The sequence below is a fragment of the Halobacteriovorax sp. RT-1-1 genome, from assembly GCF_047085455.1.
Taxonomy (GTDB): Bacteria; Bdellovibrionota; Bacteriovoracia; order Bacteriovoracales; family Bacteriovoracaceae; genus Halobacteriovorax_A.
Genome location: NZ_JBKIXZ010000002.1, coordinates 393,806 through 414,591 on the forward strand (window position 1 = coordinate 393,806; position 20,786 = coordinate 414,591).

At 35.1% G+C, this 20,786-nt stretch carries 23 protein-coding genes; 13 read left to right on the forward strand and 10 right to left on the reverse strand.

Translation table 11 applies throughout. The features are described from left to right. Positions 1–2 precede the first annotated feature (2 nt). Positions 3–485 carry a hypothetical protein gene (locus tag ACMAWV_RS12250; RefSeq protein WP_103217960.1) on the forward strand — a complete coding sequence of 161 codons (483 nt, stop codon included), beginning with the start codon at positions 3–5 and terminating at the stop codon, positions 483–485. A gap of 6 nt (positions 486–491) precedes the next feature. On the opposite strand, the gene fumC is transcribed toward ACMAWV_RS12250, so the two are convergent. Together fumC and ACMAWV_RS12260 are read right to left on the reverse strand one after the other, a co-directional pair. Then, positions 492–1,880 carry a class II fumarate hydratase gene (gene fumC, locus ACMAWV_RS12255; protein WP_412470415.1) on the reverse strand — a complete coding sequence of 463 codons (1,389 nt, stop codon included), beginning with the start codon at positions 1,878–1,880 and terminating at the stop codon, positions 492–494. Between the two features lie 81 nt (positions 1,881–1,961). Then, positions 1,962–2,762 (reverse strand): TIGR02147 family protein, encoded by an 801-nt coding sequence (locus ACMAWV_RS12260; protein ID WP_392993179.1) that lies wholly within the window; start codon positions 2,760–2,762, stop codon positions 1,962–1,964. Positions 2,763–2,873: 111 nt separating this feature from the next. Between ACMAWV_RS12260 and ACMAWV_RS12265 the strand changes: the two genes are divergently transcribed. Beyond that, entirely contained in the window at positions 2,874–3,152 is a 279-nt protein-coding gene (locus ACMAWV_RS12265) for a hypothetical protein (RefSeq protein WP_392993176.1), read from the forward strand. A 6-nt stretch (positions 3,153–3,158) separates the two neighbouring features. Further along, entirely contained in the window at positions 3,159–4,211 is a 1,053-nt protein-coding gene (locus ACMAWV_RS12270) for a hypothetical protein (RefSeq protein WP_412470302.1), read from the forward strand. Here the strand turns inward: ACMAWV_RS12270 and ACMAWV_RS12275 are convergent. The 5 genes from ACMAWV_RS12275 to ACMAWV_RS12295 form a co-directional block, all read right to left on the reverse strand. Then, entirely contained in the window at positions 4,208–5,158 is a 951-nt protein-coding gene (locus ACMAWV_RS12275) for a hypothetical protein (RefSeq protein ID WP_412470301.1), read from the reverse strand. The two genes, ACMAWV_RS12270 and ACMAWV_RS12275, sit on opposite strands and share 4 nt — an antisense overlap. A 9-nt stretch (positions 5,159–5,167) precedes the next feature. Next, complete coding sequence (locus tag ACMAWV_RS12280) at positions 5,168–6,046, reverse strand: DUF4423 domain-containing protein (protein WP_412470300.1); 879 nt, start codon at positions 6,044–6,046, stop codon at positions 5,168–5,170. Between the two features lie 40 nt (positions 6,047–6,086). Beyond that, positions 6,087–6,593: a hypothetical protein gene (locus ACMAWV_RS12285; RefSeq protein WP_392993165.1), complete on the reverse strand. Its 507-nt coding sequence runs from the start codon at positions 6,591–6,593 to the stop codon at positions 6,087–6,089. A 273-nt stretch (positions 6,594–6,866) separates the two neighbouring features. After that, positions 6,867–7,838 carry a cytochrome c peroxidase gene (locus ACMAWV_RS12290; protein WP_412470299.1) on the reverse strand — a complete coding sequence of 324 codons (972 nt, stop codon included), beginning with the start codon at positions 7,836–7,838 and terminating at the stop codon, positions 6,867–6,869. A gap of 71 nt (positions 7,839–7,909) precedes the next feature. Beyond that, entirely contained in the window at positions 7,910–8,443 is a 534-nt protein-coding gene (locus tag ACMAWV_RS12295) for a hypothetical protein (protein ID WP_412470298.1), read from the reverse strand. A 142-nt stretch (positions 8,444–8,585) separates the two neighbouring features. Here ACMAWV_RS12295 and ACMAWV_RS12300 point away from each other — a divergent pair, with 142 nt between their 5' ends. The 3 genes from ACMAWV_RS12300 (at position 8,586) to ACMAWV_RS12310 (ending at position 10,419) form a co-directional block, all read left to right on the forward strand. After that, positions 8,586–8,930 carry a rhodanese-like domain-containing protein gene (locus ACMAWV_RS12300; RefSeq protein WP_255407616.1) on the forward strand — a complete coding sequence of 115 codons (345 nt, stop codon included), beginning with the start codon at positions 8,586–8,588 and terminating at the stop codon, positions 8,928–8,930. A gap of 133 nt (positions 8,931–9,063) precedes the next feature. Further along, positions 9,064–9,807 (forward strand): helix-turn-helix domain-containing protein, encoded by a 744-nt coding sequence (locus ACMAWV_RS12305; protein ID WP_412470297.1) that lies wholly within the window; start codon positions 9,064–9,066, stop codon positions 9,805–9,807. Between the two features lie 87 nt (positions 9,808–9,894). Continuing rightward, a complete protein-coding gene (locus ACMAWV_RS12310) occupies positions 9,895–10,419 on the forward strand; it encodes a hypothetical protein (protein ID WP_412470296.1) in 525 nt (174 codons plus the stop codon). 32 nt (positions 10,420–10,451) lie between these two features. Here the strand turns inward: ACMAWV_RS12310 and ACMAWV_RS12315 are convergent, their stop codons facing one another. Then, positions 10,452–12,845: a methyl-accepting chemotaxis protein gene (locus ACMAWV_RS12315; protein WP_392993154.1), complete on the reverse strand. Its 2,394-nt coding sequence runs from the start codon at positions 12,843–12,845 to the stop codon at positions 10,452–10,454. 255 nt (positions 12,846–13,100) lie between these two features. On the opposite strand from ACMAWV_RS12315, the gene ACMAWV_RS12320 reads away from it, so the two are divergent. The 6 genes from ACMAWV_RS12320 (at position 13,101) to ACMAWV_RS12345 (ending at position 18,324) form a co-directional block, all read left to right on the forward strand. Beyond that, positions 13,101–13,688: a Crp/Fnr family transcriptional regulator gene (locus ACMAWV_RS12320; protein ID WP_412470295.1), complete on the forward strand. Its 588-nt coding sequence runs from the start codon at positions 13,101–13,103 to the stop codon at positions 13,686–13,688. Positions 13,689–13,742: 54 nt separating this feature from the next. Continuing rightward, complete coding sequence (locus tag ACMAWV_RS12325; RefSeq protein WP_158246866.1) at positions 13,743–14,213, forward strand: DMT family transporter; 471 nt, start codon at positions 13,743–13,745, stop codon at positions 14,211–14,213. Beyond that, positions 14,197–14,946: an arylamine N-acetyltransferase family protein gene (locus ACMAWV_RS12330; RefSeq protein WP_103217974.1), complete on the forward strand. Its 750-nt coding sequence runs from the start codon at positions 14,197–14,199 to the stop codon at positions 14,944–14,946. The genes ACMAWV_RS12325 and ACMAWV_RS12330 overlap by 17 nt, the downstream gene beginning before the upstream one ends. Before the next feature lie 92 nt (positions 14,947–15,038). Then, positions 15,039–16,418: an ATP-dependent RNA helicase DbpA gene (gene dbpA, locus ACMAWV_RS12335; RefSeq protein WP_392993144.1), complete on the forward strand. Its 1,380-nt coding sequence runs from the start codon at positions 15,039–15,041 to the stop codon at positions 16,416–16,418. Positions 16,419–16,432: 14 nt separating this feature from the next. Beyond that, positions 16,433–16,885 carry a YaiI/YqxD family protein gene (locus tag ACMAWV_RS12340; protein ID WP_103217996.1) on the forward strand — a complete coding sequence of 151 codons (453 nt, stop codon included), beginning with the start codon at positions 16,433–16,435 and terminating at the stop codon, positions 16,883–16,885. 149 nt (positions 16,886–17,034) lie between these two features. Next, positions 17,035–18,324, forward strand: coding sequence for a DEAD/DEAH box helicase (locus ACMAWV_RS12345; RefSeq protein ID WP_103217976.1), 1,290 nt, complete (start codon positions 17,035–17,037; stop codon positions 18,322–18,324). 5 nt (positions 18,325–18,329) lie between these two features. Here ACMAWV_RS12345 and ACMAWV_RS12350 read toward each other — a convergent pair whose 3' ends face one another. After that, on the reverse strand, positions 18,330–18,959 hold the full coding sequence (locus ACMAWV_RS12350; RefSeq protein ID WP_392993139.1) for a hypothetical protein: 630 nt from the start codon (positions 18,957–18,959) through the stop codon (positions 18,330–18,332). A 146-nt stretch (positions 18,960–19,105) separates the two neighbouring features. On the opposite strand from ACMAWV_RS12350, the gene ACMAWV_RS12355 reads away from it, so the two are divergent. After that, positions 19,106–19,552 (forward strand): YiiD C-terminal domain-containing protein, encoded by a 447-nt coding sequence (locus tag ACMAWV_RS12355; RefSeq protein WP_392993137.1) that lies wholly within the window; start codon positions 19,106–19,108, stop codon positions 19,550–19,552. Here the strand turns inward: ACMAWV_RS12355 and ACMAWV_RS12360 are convergent. After that, positions 19,542–20,762, reverse strand: a complete 1,221-nt coding sequence (locus ACMAWV_RS12360) for an NAD(P)/FAD-dependent oxidoreductase (protein ID WP_412463367.1) — start codon at positions 20,760–20,762, stop codon at positions 19,542–19,544. The genes ACMAWV_RS12355 and ACMAWV_RS12360 overlap by 11 nt on opposite strands. Positions 20,763–20,786: the final 24 nt, after the last annotated feature.

Here is a 20,786-nt window from a genome sequence, read left to right on the forward strand (position 1 = left end):
TAATGAAAACAATTTTAGCCTTTTTAATGGTAACATCAGTATTTGCAACAATCCCTCAAGGGACATATCTTCTTGATCGTATTGAGTGTACGACAGGAGAGACATTAAAGCTTGGTGGTGCCTTTATGAGATATAATGTGACACTTAAAGTTGAAGAAGAGAAAGCTGAAATGACAGCAGTTGCAAAAAGTGCGAAGTGGGCACCGTACTTACTAAATTGTACTCAAGTTAACTCGGGTGACTTTAAATATGTTGGCCCAGGTCAGTATCAAGGTGGACTTGAAATGACTAAAGTTAAATGTAACCTTGGTGTTTGGGAAGGTATTTTAAAGAAGCAACACTTTGGTGTTGAATCAAATGGATCAATCTTTGATTATGAATATAACGACGGAAAGCTTGTCCTAAGTGTTAAAGACACTTTCACAAACTACAAGACATGTCGTGAAGCCGGTGGTTCACCAATTTATCACTATAATAAACAGTAGTATTTTTTATAAAGGTTGTGTCATCTTAGATGGCACAACAAATTTATCAAAATCATCAGCACTTAAAAGCCCTAATTCAATTGCTGATTCCTTAAGAGTAAATCCTTTTTCATGTGCATTCTTTGCAACCTTGGCAGCGTTATCATAACCAATATATTGGTTTAAAGCCGTCACAAGCATTAGAGAATTTCTTAGATGTTTCTCAATATTTTCATGGTTTGGTTCAATTCCAATTGCGCAATTATCATTAAAAGAATCCATTGAATCAGCAAGTAATGTAAGTGAATGGAGAAAGTTATGAATCATAACTGGTTTATAAACATTAAGCTCAAAGTTTCCTTGAGATCCAGCAAAGCCGATTGCAGCATCATTCCCTAGGACTTGTACGCATACCATTGTTAGCGCCTCACATTGTGTGGGGTTTACTTTTCCTGGCATGATAGATGAACCAGGCTCATTAGATGGAATTGAAATTTCTCCAATCCCACAGCGCGGACCACTGGCAAGCCACCTAATATCATTTGCAATTTTCATTAAAGCCGTTGCAAGTCTTCTCATGGCACCAGAACCTGCAACAATCGCATCATGTGCTGCAAGGGATGAAAATTTATTTGGTGCCGTCACAAATTTCTTACCTGATATTATAGTGATTTTTTGTGCTACAAGTTTAGCGTAATCAGGATGTGTATTTAATCCTGTTCCAACTGCCGTTCCACCTAGTGCAAGCTCTCTTAAATTTTCGATAGAATGAAGTATATCTTTCTTTGCTCCTTTAAGCTGAGCTGTGTAACCAGAAAACTCTTGTCCTAAAGTAAGTGGAGTTGCATCCATTAAGTGTGTTCTTCCAATTTTTACGATGTCTTGAAAATCTTCAGATTTAATTTCGAAGGTCTTAATTAAGCGATTGAGTGATGGAATTAATCGTTCTTCGATTTGCTCAATTGCTGCAATATGCATGGCCGTAGGGAAGGTGTCATTTGATGACTGTGACTTGTTGACATCATCATTGGGATGAATTGGAGATTTAGTACCCATGGTACCTCCACTAATTTCAATTGCGCGATTTGAAATAACTTCATTGGTATTCATATTTGTCTGAGTGCCAGAGCCGGTTTGCCAAACAACCAGAGGGAAGTGTTCATCGAGTTTGCCTACAATGACTTCATCCGCTGCCTGTATTATAAGAGTCGCTTTTTCTTTTGAAAGTTTACCGAGTTCTTGGTTCGCAAGAGCGGCACCTTTTTTAAGGATTCCAAATGCTCGTATCATTTCTCGTGTAAAGTGATCTTTACCAATCTTAAAGTTCTCTAATGAACGTTGAGTTTGTGCTCCCCAGTAGCGAGAAGACTCAACTTTTATTTCTCCATTACTATCTGTTTCAATTCTAAAGTCCATCACAATCCCTTCTGTTATTGTTAAGATTTTAGTACAGAAGCATGGCCGGCCATACCTTAAGAAAGGTTAAGTATGGAACTTTTATAACTCAAAAAGGTCTAATGTGAAGACAACAGGGATTTCTTCTCCCGTTTCGTTTAGAACAACTTCAAATTCTTCAAGTAGTTTTAAAACTTTCTCTTTTAGCACTGGTAGATCTTTTCGTGATATACCAAGTAAGCTTGAATAGTGAAGATCATTTTCTCCGACATGATCGACTGACTCCATGGCCTTTTGGCGCCAGTTAACATGATGGCGTGGAAGCATGTCAGAGCCTTGGGGAAGATGGATTCTCGTACTGCCAATGGCAAGTTTTCCATGAGAATCTATCGTGACAAAATTTTTATCGATAAGAAAATCAAGAGCATCTTTAACGACTTTGATATTTAACTTTAAATGAGTCGCTATCTCTTGAGCCCCATTAAATGCAGGAAGTGCTGTTAAGATATGAATTGCAACATAGTACCAGCTTGAGTAGTACTTCATTTGATCTTCAGTAGTTAGTGTATTAGAGGCTTTTATTCGATTCGTAATTTCTTTACGTTTATTTTGTATGTCATTAATTTTTTCTAGAAAATATCTCTCAAGCTCTACACTACCGGCACGATCTTTTTGAACCATAAGAAGAAAATAGTCTTTCTCCTCATCTGTTAATTGGAGATAATTTGAGGTTTTAATTGCATGCTCTAAAGATAAGTGAGAGCGAAATGTGAGTACCTGATTGATAAAGGAGAGCTGGCAATTAAGCTCGTCGCTTAGAGACTTCCTCGTAAAGTTCTTAGACTTTGGGCCAAGACATTCTCTTAAGTATTCTCTGTAATCAGTAAAATCATAAATATTCATATGTTAGTATTTTATAACATAATTAGTAATAAAGTTATAACTTTTATATAGAGTCGTGTCATTTATTTAGATATAAAGCCTTCACAATAATAAATATCAATGGAGGCATAAATGAAAACAGTAACTTATCTATTAATTTCTTTAATTTCACTCTCTGTCGCTGCAACTAGCTCTTCAGATTTAAAGTCACGAGTTCTATTAGATCAGCAATTAATTGAGCAAGAATTTTCAATTAATTTGGACTCAACAACTCTTGAATGTTTCTCTGGGTCTGAGTTTGGACACTGTCTTGTTCAAGGCGATCTTAGGGCCCCTAACTCTAGTTGTGACTTTATGATTTCCGTAAGAGCGTCTTCTTACAATGTGTATACGCTTCAATGTGAAGAGTAATTGTCTATGACACAGACAATGAACGTAATTATTTCAAAAAGTCATGAGTATCACTTAGAAGGTGATAAATTTGGAGATATGATGAAAGGTCTATTTTTAGTAACATCTTTATTCTTAGTTCAATCTGCGTTAGCGGAGCAGGTAAAGTGTATACCGTCTTTAGAAGTTCCTAAGGAGATTAAGAAAGATTTTTATCAGAATTATAAAATTCAAACTCAACGACTTGGTGTCGGAAGCAGTGGTGGTGGTGACAATATTCGCCACTACTTTATTTCTGAAGCTAATGAAATTTTCAATGAGCTAAAAAAACATCCCAAATTGATTAAGGATCTTGTTTCTCTAAATAGCTTAAAGGAAGTCATAGATGTCAAATATATTAAAGTTACTTCAAAAAAGTTAATTGATAATACCGGCTCTATTGTTGATGCCTTTGCAAGTGAAGGTCAGATATCTTTAAATGAAGAAGTTTGGATTAACTATATCGAAAGAAACGATAATGTAAAATGGCTAGTTCTTCATGAGCTTCTTAGAGCAAGTGGAGTTAATGACGATAATTATATAATCTCTAATAAAATCATCGAGCGAGTGCCTGGAATTACTTTTAAAAGTTACTTAGCAAAATGTGGTGATTATAAATTCATATTGAATTCAAGTATTCCTGTTGCTGCTTACGCTGGTGAAAAATATATAAAAATAGATTCTGTTAGTATCCATGATGGGAAAGCAAATATTAGTGTTCACAATAAGAAGTTAACGATAAATGAAAAGTCGTGTGAAAAACAGGCCGTTGAAAACGGTTTAGTTGCACAAATTTTAATTGAGAAAGACAAAATTCAACGAAGCCACAATATTAATCTTGAGACAAATACTTTAACTTGTTTAAAGAAACAGATCTACGGATTTGAAGGTGCATTTACTGGAGTCTGTACAGTAGAAGGAGATTTGAAAGCTCCTAATTCGAATTCGACTTTCTCTTTAAGTGCTTCAATATCAGATGGAACCCCTAGTATTAACTACAATATTTCTGTTATTGATGGTGAAGGGATTGATCCTTTTTAGAATATTAAAACCTTTGCTTGAATCTCTCCATCTTTGAAGGTGAATTCAATTGATAAGTCATTTTGCTTAATTCTCATTTGATTAGTTGGATTCTCACAATAAGTATCTAGCCAAAAGTTCATTCTAAAAATTGACTTTGTCCCATGATAATTTGGCCTTTGCCAGTGACCATTATTTAAATTAAACCCATAAACAACTTCTTCATCTCCACAAGATAATTGCTTGTAGATAAGATTATCTAAACGTTCGACTTTTCCATTGTAGCTGTAACTTAAGTTTGAGCTTATAAAACTTTTTGCATTTGAAAATAGTCGTAGTGTAAGGGGAAGTTCATCGACCTTTATTTCAAATGATTGCCAATTCGAATCCCATTGATTTCTTACCTTAGTACCTAGTTGATCTAGGTAGCTATGACTAATAATCCCAATCTGGTGTCCTAATTCGTGGATAAGAATACTAATCATGGCAGGAATGTCATTAGCTATAATTTCTGACTCTTCAAGATTAATAAATATATGACTTTGTTGACTGAATCCCGTTTTTGCAATACGTGCCGTCATATCAACACTATTATGAAAGAATTCTCCAGCATATTCCTTACTAACAAAAATTAGAGGTCTTTTCATATAGATCTTATTAATAAATAACTGATTGATCTCTCTTAAAATTGCTTCTTCTAGGGCGTCGATTTGGCACTCGTATTTATTTGAGAGGCAATTAAAGATTGCTCTTTGAAGATTGTGGTAGGCAAAACTGAAGTTTTGTTCGATTAGTCCTGATCCATTACCAACGATATCTCCAGAGCCTAGTGCATCCATGATAGGTTTTGATTTTTTATTAAAATTCTTCGTTAAGATATAACTTTGAGAAGGACTTAGCCTTTCAAGTTCTTTTGAAAATATATAATTTGAAAATAGTATTACTGATAAAATTAAGTAACTTTTCATTATTTTTTCCTACTGCTTAACGACTTCCCCAGTATGGGCAAAGAATTGAGTATTTAATTGGTAGAGATTATCTGCTTCATTTGTTGAAAATTTCTCATTGAAGTCTTTTATAAAATCAAATATAAATTTTTTGGCTTCAGATACATCGCTTTGTTTAACTTTCATTGTGACAGATGTAATTTGACGCTCTTCTACTGGTTGTTCTTCGATTGCTTCTAGAGCACGATTAATCATACCGTAGTGATGTCGCTTAATTGCTGAGCTAGGCACATCATTGGTTGTAATAAGACCTTCTTTTTGTACTATCAGGCGGCCATCGTCATTCCTACCAATTGTCTTAGTTTCAAGCATTGTCTCAATAGCGTACTTGATTTGATTGATTGTCGGTTTCTTCCTGAGCTTATGATAGATCCATTCTTCGTCTTCTATAAATGACGGCATTGATATAAGTTGCTTTATTGCCAAAAAATACCAGTCACTAATTGCATTAAACTCTTTGAGGCTAAGAGCGATTGCTTTTCCTCTTGGATTGATTATCGCAATTTTTTCTAGAATCTCTTTTGTATCTTTATTTTTCTTTTGTGCTTTTTCTAGCTGAACAAGAAGCATGAAGTATTGCTTCTCTTTCATATTCATTCCCAAATCTTCACTAAGAGCATTGATCATTTCGAGGCTAGGGGATCTTTGTCCCTTAATGACCATTGTTAAGGAACTTGGCGATCGATAACCAAGTCGATTTGCCCATGTTTTAAGATTATTGGATGTATGAGAGTAGAGGCCATCTGGCATCCCTGCCTTAATGAGGAAGTCACAATAATTTTCAAAGTCGAAAATTGAAACTTTTGGATCTTCAATTTTATGTACTTCTTCCATCTTTGCCCTAATCAAAGAAAGGCCCTCTTAATAAGGGCCTTTAGGTTTTATTTAATTATTCACAAGCTTCAATTGTGTAGTTTTTAGTAAATAGTTTTCTACCCAGTTTATTATCATGTCTTCTACCGTGAAGTGTTTTGTGTACATCGATGTCATATGAAAGTGGGTGAGTATATGAATAAGTTTCATATTCTAGACAGATATCACGTCCATCTCTTCTTCCTTGGAGTGACCATCTTACACATCTTTCTCTTTCTGTAACGATCTCTGCTCTTCCGTAGAAGCTAGTATATGCTGTACAGATACTATCTCTATCGCCACCACGGTGTTGCCACTCAACACATCTCTTAAGCATTTTCTTTGTTCTAATTGTGTCACCATCAATACAACCAAAGAATACTGAGATTGCTCCACCATTATCTAGGTTTAGTGCTGGCTCATTAAAAGTAACTTTCATAAAGTTGTCTTTGATTGTTTCCCATGAATCATTCTCATTAGGCATACCAGCGAATACTGATGTTGTTACGAATAGTGCGGCAATAAACGTGATTAGTTTTTTCATTTAATTCTCCCTATAGTTAGTTTGATTCAGTTGAATCATGTGATTTTGAATCTAAACTAAAAATATGTAGCAGATAAAAGTATGTAAATAAAATTTCACGATAAAGCAAACTATGTTTTCACAAGATGTGAATCTTGTTGTGCAAAGAGATAGTTGAATCTTGAGCCTAAGGAGTTAAGTTGTGGATTATTCAGGCAAGTTAAAATAGTAAAGATTTCGTTCTTTCTACATATGGAAATAAAATAAAGGCGTGATTTCTCACGCCCTATTCAATTACATTTTAGGTAAAGCTTTAGCTTCAAGTGACCCAAGGAAGGCCTTGATACTTTCTCTGTCTTCAGCAGAGATCTCTACACCTAATTGGTGCTTGGCCATAATAGTGATGGCCTCATCAAGAGTCTTTACGCTTCCATCGTGAAAATACGGAGCTGTCTTTGTGATATTTCTTAGAGTAGGTACCTTGAAGAAGAACTTATCATCTTCATTCTTAGTTACTTCAAAACGACCTTCATCTTTAGTCGGATACTCTTCAGCAAGTCCTAGTTTTTGGAACATTCCACCACCAACGTTGGCACCATCATGACATGTTGTACATCCAATCTCGTTAAACTTTTTTAAACCAACTTTTTCTTGGTAGCTAAGAGCTGAATGATCTCCATTTAAGTACTCATCATAGCGACTTGGTGTTAATAGTGTTTTTTCAAAAGCACCAATTGCAACACCAACATTATTAAAGTTGAAAGCTTCTTTATTTCCAAATGCTCTTTCAAAAAGCTCGCGGTACTCTTGTGTATCGATTTTTTTCATCGCATCTGATGCTTGTGCAAGACCATGCTCAACTGGATTTAAAATAGGGCCAAGTGCCTGCTCTTCAACATCTTTCGCTCTACCATCCCAAAACTGTAGGAAGTTTAAAGCTGCATTATAAACAGTAGGAGAGTTACGTCCACCAAGAGTTCCATCGTGACCTGGTGATGTTGGTAGGTTATCAACACCAAATTGATCTAGCTTGTGGCATGAATTACAAGAGATGGTGTCATTAATTGATAACTTCTTTTCAAAGTAAAGTGTCTTACCTAGATGAATAAGATCCTTATTTGATTTTGTATCAATTAGAGAAGCTGGTAGTGGAGCTAGAACTCCATCGATTTCAGTAAGTAATCCTTTGTCATCAAATTGTTTAACCTCTTGCTTGTTACAGCTTACAGCAAGTACGAACATACCTAAAAGCATACACTTTTTCATGTCTTCTCCCTCTTTAAAAATATAGCGTTATCTACTTATTATATAAGATTTATTAAAATCTAAAATAGGAATTATTTCTCATTTAGATATTTAAGAACCTTGTTTTCAAGAGGAGCTTTTGTCAGTCCTGTTCTGCGAGCAAGTTCTGTTGCTTCTTGTTTAGTCATTCCTTCATACTGGTAGAGGTGAGTTAGATACCAAGCTGCTGCACGATTTCCGCTTGAGCAGTGAATATAGATCTTTTTGTCTTTATTAGCATCGATAAGTTTTGATATTTGATAAAGTGAGTTAGCATCAATTTCGCTCTTCTTATTAAAGAATGGGATTTGATGGTATTGAAGATTTAGCATTTTTGCCGTTGCCTCTTCGTTATATCCTTTAAATTCATCTTCTCCTCTTAGGTTTATTACCATTTCATAACCATCTTTTTTGATTTTACTAAGAGTCATTTTCGTCGGTTGCGGAGCAATTGCTAGATTTCCAACAACCTTGGCCTCTTCATAATTCATTACAAGTGGCTCGCTTGTCGAATTACTAGAAGTTGAACAAGCTGTTAAGAAAATTGCCGTAATGATTATTGAAAGAAGTGATGTGATTGATTTCATATATTATTCCTTTTTTTATTTATAATTCACTAATCATACCTCCAAATTATTAAATGATATTTGACCTACATCAAATAATTCTTCAAGATAGTGGAATAGGATGTTTTATATGCAAGAACTTATTCAATTTATACGACACAATATGGTTTTTATTATTATCTCTGCTTTTGTCTTGTGGCGAGTATATCGCTTTTTCAAGTCCAAAAAGGAGGTCGAAAAAATATTGAATTCTAATGATTATCAATTAGTCGATGTTCGTAGTGAAGGTGAGTTTCTCTCTTTTTCAATTCCTAACTCAGTAAATATTCCAATTGATCGACTAGCCTCTGACTATGAAAAGCTTGATAAGAACAAGTCTGTCATTGTTTACTGCGCTTCAGGTGGAAGAAGTGCAATGGCCAAATTACACCTTCAAAGACTCGGCTTTAAGAATGTAGTCAATGCTGGTGGTGTACATGCTTTATCCCGCATTCTACAGCGAAGATAATGGCCGAAAATCGATAATATTTACCCTAAAATACTATTGAAGTACCATATATTGGTACTATTATGATAAGTGTTTAAAATAGTTCTCGCTTGAACTACTTTCTCTTCATTAACTTAATAGCAAGGAGAATGAAATGAGAAATGACGTATTTGTTGCACTAAAAGAAGTAATGAAGGTTCGTAAGGTTAATTATAAGGATCTCGCGGCCCGAATTGATATGTCAGAGTCTGGCCTTAAGAAGCTTATGGCAAGTCAGGATTGTTCTATAAGTAAATTAGATCAAATTTGTGATGTTATTAATATTGATCTAGGAGATCTCTTTGCCATTGCTCAGAATTCAAAAGAACCAACTTTAAAAATCAATGATAAACAAGAAGCTCTATTCTTAAAGAAACCAATTATCTATCACTTCTTTACTGAGCTGCTTTCTGTCGATGGCGATTGGAAGAAAATAGCCTCAAAACATCGACTCGATAAGAATGAATGTCTTTCAATGTTAAGAGATTTAGATAAGGTTAATCTTATTGAATTAGGAGAAAAGGATCGCGTAAAACTCCTGTTTAAATGGAGTGATATCAATATCTCTGCGAAGTTAGGTGCTCTAGTCAGTTTCAATATTGATCGTGCATTCTTCGAGTATGCTCAAGATCAATTTCAAATGGAAGAAAAGACGTCACATGGTTCTAGGGGAAGTTTTTATCTAAAGAAGGAATCAGTATTGGACTATCTTAAGGCCCTGGATGATGTGCAATCGGAATTTGCTAAGAGGTCAAAGAGAGAAGAGCTGCTGTATGGTAAAGAGAATCTTGAAAATATTACTTTCATGACTTATATGGCCACAGACTTTAGAGCAGCGGATTACGTATTCACTAAGTAAATAATTCAAGATCAAAGTTAACTAATGTTATTTAATTTCAAGGTTGCTATATCTCAATAAGTTTATAGAAATCTTTGAGGAGTGAGTATGAGTGGTTTTTTAAATACTATTGGCATAATTGCAATTATTTGCCTTGTTGTTCTGGGGATAGCTGTATTTTCTTCTTTTAAGTATTCAAAAGATGACGATGGTAAGGTTACACTTTCTTTTTTCTGGGGAGCAATTAAAGTTAATGAAAAAGAGCAAAAAGTGAATATCCTAGGGGACTTTATTGCGGTTGACGGTAAGGATGAAAAAGTTAAAGTTGCTGGTATTGTCGATGTTGATGGTAAAGATGAATTGGTAAATATTGATAATGGAAAGATACTTGTAGATGGAAAAGAGAGTGTTATAAAAGTAGAGAAGTCTCTCGTTGTTGAAGTAAAAGAAGATCATGTTATTATTCAAAATAATTTCAATTCTGATATTTTGAAAGTGATTACTTCTTTAAAGAAAAAAGATGATAAAAATTTAAAAGTCGAGGGGAGAGTTGTTGGTGAAGATGATCGCTATCTAATACTTGAGCCTAAGGATGCTTCAAAAATAAATATCAATGTAAAATTTGAGTCTTAATAAAAAAAAACGCCACTTACGTGGCGCCTTTCTTATATAGCATCTTTGAATCTTGAATCATCTGAACTTATTGAGTCAGAGTCAATCAGTTCCAAATTCTTTTTCTTAGAAAATGGCATTTTAATTACTGATGGAGTTACTTTTGACGCTGTCATAGTGCTTGCTCCAGTTTCATTTTCACCAAATACGATCATTTGAATATCTTGAACAATTCTTGAAAGATCGTTTGACTGTTCTTTCAGTTCTGCTGCTTTTGAAGATGATGTGTGGGCAACAGAAGTATTCTGTTGAGTAACCGCATCAAGTTGTTGAACAGCAGTTGTAATTTCGTTAACACCAGCAGATTGCTCTGTTGAAGAAGCTGCAATCTGTCTAACTGAACTATTTACTTCATTGAAGCTTTCTAGGATTTCACTTAGAACAGAGTCACAAGTTTTGATTTCAACTAAACTTTCATCTACTGACTTCTTACCATGCTCGATAATGCCAGACATTTTAGACTTAGAGCTTTCAACTGTACGGTGTACTTGCCCAATACTTCTATCTAGTAGTTCTGTAATTTCTTGTGCTGCTGTACCACTCATTGCTGCAAGAGCACCAACTTCTTCGGCTACGACAGCAAAACCTTTTCCATGTTCCCCGGCTCTGGCCGCTTCAACCGAAGCGTTGAAAGATAGAAGCTTTGTTTGGAACACGATATCGTTGATAACTTTTGTTTTTTCTGAAATTTCATCAATCACTTTAGTGATATTTTGAATTTCAACATTGTTTTCTTCAACACTCTTGATCAGAACTTCGTTATTCTTATGAATATCTTCGATTTTATGTTTTACGCTACTTACATATCTTTTACCTTCTTGAGCCTTTTCCTGACTTTTTTCTGATAGGTCTGAAGTTGTATTAGCATTCTCTGAGTTTCTATCAACCATTGCAGAGATCTCTGTAATTGAAGCCGAAGTCTCTTGTAAGCTGGCCGCTTGTTGCTCTGTTGCTGATGAAAGATCAGATGAACTTTGAGCTAAGGCATTGGCAGAGTTAAGTACATTGTGTGCTCCAATTTTTAACCCCTCAGCAAGCTTAACAAGGCTATTAGAAATTGTTTTAGCAAAAGTCAGGGCAAGTAGTAGAATTGCAATCCCTGAAATTGTAATTAAAGTCATGATAACTTTTCTTACAGTGTAGAGTGAAGATAAAGCTTCATCTTCATCCATTTCACTTAAGATATACCAGTTTAGACCATTTATGTTTAAAGGTTTATATGCACTAATTACATTTACATCTCTATAGTCTTTAAAGATTTCTGCACCAGACTTTCCTGCAATTGCATGATCTGCTCCAAGTGTATCAATCTTAGTTGCAAGCGCTGAAGTCTTCTTAGACTTCATATAATCGATAGCTTCTTTACTTAATCCAACTTCGTGCATTGTCTTAAAAAAGCTAGCTTCATCTTCTACTATTGTTCTAGAGATACTTCTCATAATCTTATCTTTACCGATTATATAAGTTTCTCCAGTATCACCTTGTCCTTGCTCTTTCCACTTTTCACCGCTTGTTAAGATTTGATTAATCTTTGCAACTGGAACTTGGAATACAAGTACTGCGCTAAGTTTGTTATTTTCAAAAATAGGTGCCGAAATAAATTGAGCAGGAGATTCATAACTTGGGTAATACTTTTTGATATCAGTAAAGAATACTTCATCTTTTGATGTCGCATTCATTGCTAAATTGTATGCTTCTGCTAATCCTGAGTCAGAGTAAGGACCAACTTTTAGATTTGTTGCGAAGTCAGCTTCTTTATATACTGAATAAACAACTTCACCCTTTCCCGCATCAATTAAGAAAATATCGTAGTAGCCAAACTTATTTAAGTAAGTACGAAATGCCTGGTGATATCTTTCGTGTGTTTTTGAATAGCTTGTTCCATCATTAAGAGAAATAAGTGCATCCTTTGAACCAAGAGGATTATTATTTGAACTGATGAAAGCATTTTGAAGAAGTAATTCATTCTTGCTCAGTTCTCTGATAATTTCACTAGTCTTATCAAACTCTTTTCCAATATTTGTTTTATTGTATTGTTGCCCAAACTCATTTGCATAAAAAGATGTTAATGAGGATTTTGCAGCATTAAAGTCTGTTCTCGTCTCTATTTCAAATGATTGAAATGAACTTTTGAACTTCCTAGCAGCATCAATCGTTGAAATATTTTGTGCCAATGCAGATGCCTGTCCGGCCATTGTTTTGTAAAGCTCTTCTAGCTGAAAACTTCTTCCCTCGCGGATCGAAACTAACATATTTTCTGCATTTTCATGTAGTGTCTTGTCGACATTACTTAAGACAACAAAAGTAATTGTTAATGAAGGGATGAGCCCGGCCAATAAGAAACCGAGAACTAGTTTTTTATTAAGGGAAAATTTACTTATACTCATTAACTATCCTTTTTCATTAGGCTAAAATAAAATTGTTAACTGAGTTATCGAAAACTTTCTAAATAACTTTATAGTAAATATTGATATTTTTTTTATAGATAAACTTTGTTGAACCCTGGGAGTCTTTTGATAACAGTTAGTTAAAGATTTTTTGAATAAAATTGCTGATTTTAATTATAAAAAAACCCTAATTAAAAATTATTAAGATAGGCAATTATGTTACTCGTGATACGAGTTGGAGATAGAGGACAAACTATGGAAGCTTTAAGTTATTTGAAGAGTGTGATGGATTCGTATCATGAGTTATCGATCGATTGTTGGGGAGAGCTTCAACAAGCATTGCGAATCAAGTCTTTTAAAAAGGGGACTGTTTTAGTCGACTTTGGCGATATTCCAACAAAGTTTTATTTTGTCTACAAAGGGCTTGTTAGGGCCTATTCCATGGGACAAGATGAGGCAGCGAAGGAGATCAATAAGAACTTCTTTGATGAAGGCAGGTTTCCATCTGCTGTCGTTGCAACACTTGATAGGACTCCTTCTGAGATATGTATCGAAACACTTGAGGATTCAACTCTAGTTGAAATAGATCATTCTAAGTATCGTGAACTACTTGAGAAGTATGAAGACCTAAAGTGGTATCACATAAAATATTTAGAAAAACACTGGGTAAAGGAAAAAGAGCCCGTTGAGATATCTTTATTGGATGGGGAAGCAAAGGAGCGCTATCTTTCCTTTATCGCAGAAAATCCTCTATTGGCGAAACGAGTCCCTCTCTATCATTTGGCTTCCAAGCTAGGCATTACACCAACCCAGTTGAGTCGAATCAGAAAAACAATTAATTGATTCTTCTCAACATATGTAAAGGAAATGTTACCTCTATTTTTATATATTAGGGGCATGACAAATTTAGCTTTAGTATTATTATCAATTCTTTCGGGATGTCTTATCCTTTTACAAAGTAGTCTTAATGGGCAACTTTCTAAGTATACGCATAATCCCTTCTTTTCATCGTTTGTGCTTTACTTCTTTAGTGCTGTTTTTATGATGTTCATATTTCTAAGTACACGTCTAAAAATACCTAGCCTAGAAGTTATAAAAGAGGTTCCTCTCTACCTTTGGGGAGCTGGAAGTATTCTGAGTATTGTGGGTCTAACTCTCGTTTATTGGTTAATGCCAATTTTAGGGGTTTCAAAAGTATTAAGTGGTATAATTACAGGACAAATTATTGCTGGAATGATTGTTTCTCATTTCGGTTTTTTTGACTTACCTGTAATTGAAATAAATCGTTACAAAATTCTTGGCGTAGCCTTCTTATTTATAGGTGTATATTTTATCAATTGGAGTGCAATTAATGAAACAGTTAAATAATGAAATTAAAGAGTTTCTTCTAAATAACACATTTAACAACATTGATATTTTAATCAGTGATAGAGAAATTTTAAAACTTGATGATGAGAGTTTAGAAAACAAACTTATTGTGAGAAAGCGTGGAGGTTATTGTTTTGAAAATAATCAATACTTCTACACAAAGTTAAAAAAGAATGGCCTTGAGGTGAAAAGAGTTTTAGGTCGTGTTGTTTACGGTGATACACCTGATGATAAGCCGAGATCTCATCAGGCTACAGTCATAACACATGATGGTAAGTTATACTTAGTGGATGTAGGATTTGGACCATATACACCTGGAGCAGTAATCCCTTTAACTGGTCAGGAAGTCGAGAGCTTCAATAAGCGAACTTATCGAGTTTCTAAAATTAATGATGTTGATTATCAATTAGAAATTAAAAAGGAGGATGGGTTCTTTTCTCTCTATCAATTTAACCTTGCTAATTATAACGATGCTGATTTTAAGGTCGCAAATTACTATACAAATACTCATGATGATTCAAAATTTACGACATCTCTCATCTTGTCTCAACAAATCGAAAATGGAACAAGATTTATCAATAATCTTATCTATTCTGAAATCTATGAAAATGAACGTAAAAGTATTGATATAAACTCAGCAGAGGAGTTATATAAGCTAATTAGTGATTCATTTAACGTTAATATTACAAAAGAAGAATGCTCTTATCTATTCGATATTGTGAGTAATTTTTAATAAGCTAGTATGCCTAAATTGTTTAGGTTGACGGGAAGCTTATAAAAAGAGACTAATGACTTAATAAATATAATAAAAGAGAAATAAACTGTATGAGCAATAGCTTCACTAATTTAAAGATAGATAGCAGATTAAAAAGCAATCTCAAAGATTTAAAGTTTGAGAATATGACACCTATTCAGGAAAAGTCTTTACCAATCATTCTTGAAGGCAAGGATATAATTGCTCAAGCTAAAACAGGTAGCGGGAAAACTGTAGCATTTGGACTTGGTGTCTTAAATACTATTGATGTTAAACAAACAAGACCACAATGTTTAATTTTATGTCCAACAAGAGAATTAGCAGAACAAGTTGCAATGGAGCTAAGGAAACTCGCTCGAGCAATTTCTAACATGAAAGTATTAACAATAACTGGTGGAAGATCAGAGTATCAACAAGAGAAGTCTCTATCTCATGGTGCCCATATTGTGGTAGGAACACCGGGAAGAGTATTGAAGCTTTTAAAAAGAAAAATTCTCGTTCTTGATTTTGTTAAAAATTATGTTCTTGATGAAGCTGACCGTATGCTTGATATGGGCTTTTATGAAGATATCTCGAGAATTTCAGCATTTGTTCCAAAGCAAAGACAGACTTTACTTTTTTCGGCAACATTTCCTGAAGACATCGAAGATTTAAGTAAGAAACTTCAAAACGATGCTATTAGACTTAGTGTTGATGTTGTCCATGAAGAAACAAATATCAAAGAAGAGTTTATTCAACTGGGTTCTCATAAAGATAAAATGGATATGCTTTTTAGAGTTCTTGGAAAGTATCAGTCTAAGCGCTTTATCGTTTTTTGTAAGACAAAGAGAATAACTGATGTTGTTGCTGATGAGCTTTATAAAGCCGGTGTGGCCGTCGAGTCAATTCATGGTGATCTAGACCAAAATGAAAGAACCGCTGTTTTAACGATGTTTTCAAATAAAAGTCTTTCTGGAGTTGCTGCAACTGATGTCGCGGCCAGAGGGATTGACATTAAAGATCTTGATCTTGTTGTTAATTATGATCTCTCTAATGATCCTGAGGTCTATGTTCATCGCATAGGACGTACTGGACGAGCTGGAAATGAAGGAAGGGCCGTTAGTTTCTTTGTTGAACAAGAGATTGATAATTTAGAGAACATAAAAGAGTATCAGTCACGAGATTATGAAATTATTGATCCATCTAATTTTAGTGAAAGCACTGAGTACAATATTAGACCACTTATGGCGACAATCTATATTCATGCAGGGAAAAGAGATAAACTAAGACCTGGTGATATTGTTGGGGCAATCGTCGGTGAGTCTGGAATTGATTCGAAAGAAATTGGTGATATTTCGGTGACTAAGAATATGAGTTATGTTGCTGTAAAAGCTGAGCATATAAAGCATGTCGTTGAAAGTCTTCGAAATGGAAAAATTAAAAAAAGAAAATTTAAGTTAGGAATTCTATGATGAATAAAGAGCTGATGAAGATTTGGGTCGATGCTGATGCCTGTCCTAAAGTTATAAAAGAGGTTTTATTCAAAACATCTATTCGTCTACAAATTCCATTAGTTCTTGTCGCAAACTCTTATATGAATATTCCTCTTCATGAACTTATTACTTTTATAAAAGTTGATAGCGGTGCGGATGTTGCTGATATGTATATTGCTGACAACGCTAAAATTAATGATCTCGTTATTACAGCAGATATTCCTTTAGCTGCAGAGGTCGTAAAAAATGGAACTCTTGCTATAAATCCTAGAGGAGAGCTTTATGATGAAGAAAATGTCGGAGAACGTTTGTCTATGCGTGACTTCATGAAAGAGCTTAGAGATGGTGGTCTTATTACAGGGGGACCTGATGCATTTAGTACTAAGGATAAGGCAAATTTCGCGAACTCGTTAAATAAAATCCTTTCTAAGAAGGGGTTTAAGTAAATATAGTTTACAGAGGGGATTATAAAGGTTGACTTGTATCTCTATTCGGGAGATGAAGAGGGTTGATCTAGATACATTTTAAATATTCGCCTTTGCTAGTATTTGGATTAAGCAATGGCACTAGCGCTTTTTAAGCAAGGATATTTATTATGTCTTCAGTCAAATCTTTTGATTCTTTAAATCTATTACCTGAAATTCTTTCTGCATTAAAAAAGAAAGGTTATACAGCACCAACGCCGATTCAAGCAAATTCAATTCCACACCTATTAGATGGTGGAGATATCTTAGGGATTGCTCAAACGGGAACTGGAAAGACTGCTGCATTCTCTCTTCCTATTTTAAATAATTTAAAAATTAAAAAAATAAAAACAAAACCAGCTCGTATGAGGTGTCTAATCTTAACTCCGACAAGAGAATTAGCATCGCAGATAGAAGAGAATATAAAAGAATACTCTAAAGGATTGGGGATTTCATCCGCAGTTATCTTTGGAGGTGTTAGTCCTAGGCCTCAAGTTCAGAAATTGTCACGTGGAATGGATATTATCGTTGCAACACCAGGCAGACTTCTAGATCTAATGGGTGATGGCCACGTTCGTTTTGAACAACTAGAAACTTTTGTTCTTGATGAAGCCGATCGTATGTTAGATATGGGCTTCATTAGAGACGTTAACAAGATCATTGCTAAACTCCCTGAAAAAAGACAAACTCTCTTATTTTCGGCCACAATGCCTCAGGATATTGTGAACCTTTCTAAGAAATTGCTTGTTAAGCCTAAGAAAGTTGAAGTGACACCTGAGTCGACAACAGTTGAAAAAATTGATCAAAAGATAAATCTTGTTCATAGAACAAATAAGCCGAAGCTTTTAAAGAATATTTTAGAGGATACTACAATTGAGCACGTGCTTGTTTTTACTAAAACTAAGCATGGCGCTAATCGTGTGGTTAAGCATCTGGATCAAGTTGGAATTACGGCCGCTGCAATACATGGCAATAAGTCTCAGGGGGCACGAGAGAAGGCCTTGGGTGGTTTTAGAAAGGGAACTGTTAGGGTGCTTGTTGCTACTGATATTGCTGCTCGTGGAATTGATGTTTCCCATATCACTCATGTTATTAATTATAATCTTCCTGATGATCCTAAGAGTTATGTACATCGTATTGGGAGAACTGCTCGTGCTGGAAGAGAAGGGATTGCTATCTCTTTTTGCGACGATACAGAAACAAAGCTATTAAACGATATTGAAAAAACGATTAACTACAAAATTCCTGTCGACACGAATCATGCTTTTCATGGAGTTGCGGGGCAACCTGACTCACAAGAGGCGCCTAGAGCTCCTAGGACGCCTAGGCTTAGAGCAAAATCTTCTAAAGATAATAACAATAAGCAAAGAAGCGCTAGGCGAAGAAGAGCAAAACAAAAGTCTAAATCATCGTCTCTTTAAGAACACTAAAAACGCGTTAAAAACTCAAAGTAAGTCGCACCATCTAGCATAAAAGTGGTGTAGACTTCTGTGTTTTGACCGATTTTCCCGCCAATTGGGGCAGTATTAATATCTGAGAAATCATAATTCTTATCACCGAATTCCTTAATAACAAAGACGAGTAAACCCGCACCTTGTGAAAGAAATTCTCCAAGTCCATTTTCTTTCGCTACAGCGTAAGCAACTTTAGAAAAGCCTGCATGACACCATTTATTTGAAATATCTCCTTGGTTATGTAAAGCACTACAAGGATCATCATTTTCGATAAAGTAGTCAGACTTAGAATTTGATAAGAAAAGGGCCGATTCACGACTTAGTCCTAGGACTTTAAAATCTTGGGGTCTTTCTTCATTATTCTTTATATATTTTTCAAAAAAGATTGAGGCAGCTCGAGTTGATTGTTCACTGTCTCCAATAACTATATCTTTGTACTTTTCAGAAAGCTCTACATACTCTCTGGCCATTCTAGAATATGAATCTTCTTGCGCCTGCATCATGTTTGGTTTGATGTTAAATCGCATATCACTAATATTTTCAGTGCTCGATAGGGCAGAGAGAGATAGTAAGATACTTAGTGGCATTATCAATTTCTTCATATGTCGTCCTCTTAAATTATTTTGATCATCTTAACTAATTAGTTAGTTTGATGGTGAAAATATGAAAAAATGAGTGCCTGTTCTAAGATTAGACAGACGTGATTTCATATGGTTATACTATGAATTGAGAGTTGGAGGTTATTGATATGAAAAAGATTTCCGAGCAATACAAGCGTGATTTACTGGAGTCGATTCCAGTCGTCTCAGGAATGAAGCTTGAAATTAAGACTGTAGAAGATCAGAAAATCGTACTAAAAGCTCCTTTAAGTAAGAATATTAATTATGAAGGAACTGCATTTGGTGGAAGTATTAATACACTAGCAATTCTTTCTTGCTACCTCTTAACTCATCATACGATGAAAGTTCATAATATTGATTTCAAGTCTCTCGTTATCCAAAATAGTGAGATTGATTATCTTATGCCCGTGGATTCTGACTTTGAGGCCATTGCAGAAATTGATGAAGCTTCAGTAAATAGTTTCATACAATCACTTAAGCGACGCAAAGTCGGCCGCTTAAATGTTCATTCAAAGATTATGGTAGGAGACAGTGTTAGAGCGAGCTTTAAAGGACGCTTTGTTGCTACTTTATAATACGAATTCTTCTCTTATTAGAAAGAAGCGACCACGCCCATTGCATAAAGACCATAACCTTATTTCTAAAGTTGATTAAGAAGAAGATATGGACAAGACTCCACGCAAGCCATGCAATTGGACCTGCTAGCTTAACACCTTTCCATTCTAGTACAGCTTTGTATTTACCTACTGTCGCCATCGATCCTTTATCAAGGTATTTGAAGGCAAAGCGCTTATTTTTTAGTAGTTGCTTGGCAAGATGCTTTCCTTGTTGGGCCGCAACTGGTGCAAGAGAGGGAAGTGGGCTACCGTCTAATGACTGGAAGTTAGCTGCATCTCCTAAAATGAAAATTTCGGGAAAATCTTTTAAACTTAAGTCTTTTTCTACTATTGCACGTCCCATTCTGTCTTGTTCAACACCAAGCTTTGAAATTAACTTTGTTGCGCGATTTCCTGCTGCCCATATGATATTCTTAGATTCAATTTTCTGGCTTTTAGTTTTTATATAATCGTCACCAATTTCTTCAACGACTTCATCTGTTAAAACAATCACACCTAGCTTTTCGAGATAGTTCTTGGCCTTTTCTGAAGTTGGATGGCTATAGCTTGAGAGAATATGTTGACCACCTTCAATTAGATATATCTTTGTTAGTTTTGGATCGAAGTCGTGATATTCGTTAACAAGAGTTTTATAGGCAACTTCTGCAAATGCCCCCGCAAGCTCTACTCCAGTTGGGCCACCACCAATAATAACAATGTTTAACTTCTTTTCTTCTTGATTAAGCTTTATCTCTTCTTTTTCAAATGAGTTAAGGACACGGTCACGAATACTAAGAGCATCAGTTAGAGTCTTTAAGCCAGGGGCACTCTTTTCCCAGTCATCATTGCCAAAGTAGAAAGGTTTTGATCCTGTTGCTACAGCTAGGTAGTCGTATTGATATTCATCACCACTTTTACATTCTATAACTTTTAGATCTTTATCAATTGAGACAACTTCCTGCATGTGTACTTTGATATTTTTAGCATGAGATAAGATTTCACGTATTGGCATTGATATATCTCCTGGAGATAGGGATGCAGATGCTACTTGGTAAAGAAGAGGGTGGAATAAATGATGATTTTTCTTGTCTAGTATCACGACTTCAAAAGAATCTTTATTAGCAAGACCTTTTGCCAGGGCAATTCCTGCAAAGCCAGCTCCAATAATGACCACTTTTATTTTCTTCATGATTTCCCCCTTGTTCTAGTACAT

Excerpts from the sequence above, each read along its gene's own strand:
- ACMAWV_RS12250 (WP_103217960.1), top strand. The coding sequence starts at position 3 with ATGAAAACAATTTTAGCCTTTTTAATGGTAACATCAGTATTTGCAACA.
- fumC (WP_412470415.1), bottom strand. The coding sequence starts at position 1,880 with ATGGACTTTAGAATTGAAACAGATAGTAATGGAGAAATAAAAGTTGAG.
- ACMAWV_RS12260 (WP_392993179.1), bottom strand. The coding sequence starts at position 2,762 with ATGAATATTTATGATTTTACTGATTACAGAGAATACTTAAGAGAATGT.
- ACMAWV_RS12265 (WP_392993176.1), top strand. The coding sequence starts at position 2,874 with ATGAAAACAGTAACTTATCTATTAATTTCTTTAATTTCACTCTCTGTC.
- ACMAWV_RS12270 (WP_412470302.1), top strand. The coding sequence starts at position 3,159 with ATGACACAGACAATGAACGTAATTATTTCAAAAAGTCATGAGTATCAC.
- ACMAWV_RS12275 (WP_412470301.1), bottom strand. The coding sequence starts at position 5,158 with ATGAAAAGTTACTTAATTTTATCAGTAATACTATTTTCAAATTATATA.
- ACMAWV_RS12285 (WP_392993165.1), bottom strand. The coding sequence starts at position 6,593 with ATGAAAAAACTAATCACGTTTATTGCCGCACTATTCGTAACAACATCA.
- ACMAWV_RS12290 (WP_412470299.1), bottom strand. The coding sequence starts at position 7,838 with ATGAAAAAGTGTATGCTTTTAGGTATGTTCGTACTTGCTGTAAGCTGT.
- ACMAWV_RS12295 (WP_412470298.1), bottom strand. The coding sequence starts at position 8,443 with ATGAAATCAATCACATCACTTCTTTCAATAATCATTACGGCAATTTTC.
- ACMAWV_RS12300 (WP_255407616.1), top strand. The coding sequence starts at position 8,586 with ATGGTTTTTATTATTATCTCTGCTTTTGTCTTGTGGCGAGTATATCGC.
- ACMAWV_RS12305 (WP_412470297.1), top strand. The coding sequence starts at position 9,064 with ATGAGAAATGACGTATTTGTTGCACTAAAAGAAGTAATGAAGGTTCGT.
- ACMAWV_RS12310 (WP_412470296.1), top strand. The coding sequence starts at position 9,895 with ATGAGTGGTTTTTTAAATACTATTGGCATAATTGCAATTATTTGCCTT.
- ACMAWV_RS12315 (WP_392993154.1), bottom strand. The coding sequence starts at position 12,845 with ATGAGTATAAGTAAATTTTCCCTTAATAAAAAACTAGTTCTCGGTTTC.
- ACMAWV_RS12320 (WP_412470295.1), top strand. The coding sequence starts at position 13,101 with ATGGAAGCTTTAAGTTATTTGAAGAGTGTGATGGATTCGTATCATGAG.
- ACMAWV_RS12325 (WP_158246866.1), top strand. The coding sequence starts at position 13,743 with ATGACAAATTTAGCTTTAGTATTATTATCAATTCTTTCGGGATGTCTT.
- ACMAWV_RS12330 (WP_103217974.1), top strand. The coding sequence starts at position 14,197 with ATGAAACAGTTAAATAATGAAATTAAAGAGTTTCTTCTAAATAACACA.
- dbpA (WP_392993144.1), top strand. The coding sequence starts at position 15,039 with ATGAGCAATAGCTTCACTAATTTAAAGATAGATAGCAGATTAAAAAGC.
- ACMAWV_RS12340 (WP_103217996.1), top strand. The coding sequence starts at position 16,433 with ATGAAGATTTGGGTCGATGCTGATGCCTGTCCTAAAGTTATAAAAGAG.
- ACMAWV_RS12345 (WP_103217976.1), top strand. The coding sequence starts at position 17,035 with ATGTCTTCAGTCAAATCTTTTGATTCTTTAAATCTATTACCTGAAATT.
- ACMAWV_RS12350 (WP_392993139.1), bottom strand. The coding sequence starts at position 18,959 with ATGAAGAAATTGATAATGCCACTAAGTATCTTACTATCTCTCTCTGCC.
- ACMAWV_RS12355 (WP_392993137.1), top strand. The coding sequence starts at position 19,106 with ATGAAAAAGATTTCCGAGCAATACAAGCGTGATTTACTGGAGTCGATT.
- ACMAWV_RS12360 (WP_412463367.1), bottom strand. The coding sequence starts at position 20,762 with ATGAAGAAAATAAAAGTGGTCATTATTGGAGCTGGCTTTGCAGGAATT.